This window comes from Microcoleus sp. OTE_8_concoct_300 (assembly GCF_031383065.1).
GTDB lineage: Bacteria > Cyanobacteriota > Cyanobacteriia > Cyanobacteriales > Microcoleaceae > Microcoleus.
On sequence record NZ_JANMZH010000255.1, the window covers coordinates 1 to 1497 of the forward strand.

Consider the following 1497-nt stretch of genomic DNA (forward strand, 5'->3'; position numbering starts at 1 on the left):
CAAAGTAGCAGCTTTCCCTTGAACATCGCCAATCTTTTCCGTAAGTTGGAGAGATTGTTCATAAAATGCGATCGCCTTTGCTACTTCCCCTTGATTGGCATAAATTCCTGCTAGTCCGTGCAAAGTAACAGCTTTCCCTTCAACATTGCCAATCTGTTCCTTAAGTTCGAGACATTCTTCATAAAGTGTGATCGCCTTTGCTACTCCCTTTGCTTGGCATAAATTCCTGCTAGATTATGCAAAGTAGCAACTTTCCCTTGAATATTGCCAATCTTTTCGTCAAGTTCCAAAGATTGTCCATAAAGTGCGATCGCCTTGGCTAATTCCCCTTGATCCGCATAAATTATTGCTAGTTGGTGCAAAGTAGCAGCTTTCCCTTGAACATTGCCAATATTTTCCTCAAGTTCGAGAGATTGTTCATAAAATGCTATCGCCTTGGCTACTTTTCCTTGATTGGCATAAATTATTGCTAGTTGGTGCAAAGTAGCAGCTTTCCCTTGAACATCGCCAATCTTTTCGTCAAGTTCCAAAGATTTTTCATAAAGTGCGATGGCCTTGGCTACTTCCCCTTGATCCGCATAAATTATTGCTAGATTGTGCAAAGTAGCAGCTTTCCCTTGAACATTGCCAATCTTTTCCTGAAGTTGGAGAGATTCTTCATAAAATGCTATCGCCTTGGCTACTTCCCCTTGATTCGCATAAATTATTGCTAGACAGTGCAAAGTAGCAGCTTTCCCTTGAACATCGCCAATCTTTTCCTTAAGTGTGAGAGATTGTTCATAAAATGCGATCGCCTTGGCTACTTCCCCTTGATTCGCATAAATTATTCCTAGTTGGTGCAAAGTAGCAGCTTTCCCTTGAACATTGCCCATCTTTTCCTGAAGTTCGAGAGATTGTTCATAAAATGCCATCGCCTTGGCTACTTCCCCTTGATTCGCATAAATTATTCCTAGTTGGTGCAAAGTAGCAGCTTTCCCTTGAACATCGCCAATCTTTTCGTCAAGTTCCAAAGATTGTTCATAAAATGCTATCGCCTTGGCTACTTCCCCTTGATTGGCATAAATTATTGCTAGATTGTGAAGAATATTTGCTTTTTCTATTTCGTCGGTCGGCGGACACTCATCTAGTGCTTGTTGGTAATACTTTCTTGCTGCATCAGTTTCACCCAATTGGGCTTGAGAAAAAGCCAAACTGTGGAAAATGCGATAATTTGGAAAAACTGCTAAAGTCTCCTCACAAGTTTTCACAGCTTCCCGAAATCGACTTTGATCATTCCACCCATGTGTCAAAACCTCTGCAATTTCTACCGAAATCTTTTCCACCTTTCCCAGCATCGCCAACCGATGAATTTCTAACCGCTGTTCCTCGGTAGAAGATTCCGCTTCCTCCCACCAGAGACGATACAAAACCTCAGCCGCTTGTCGATGCAAACCTTCGCTATCCTCCGGCAAATTCAGCGACAAAATCCGGGGCACTCGCAGCGATGAATCTGGACTA

2 protein-coding genes are annotated in these 1497 nt (G+C 42.4%); both read right to left on the reverse strand.

Features of this window, described 5'->3' with window-relative positions; genetic code table 11:
* Window positions 1-192, reverse strand: a 192-nt coding sequence (locus ACUVJL_RS12010) for a tetratricopeptide repeat protein (RefSeq protein WP_445246061.1), incomplete at its 3' end; no start/stop codon positions are given.
* 8 nt (window positions 193-200) lie between these two features.
* Window positions 201-1497 (reverse strand): tetratricopeptide repeat protein (locus ACUVJL_RS12015; RefSeq protein ID WP_445246060.1); only part of this gene is annotated, 1297 nt, incomplete at its 5' end.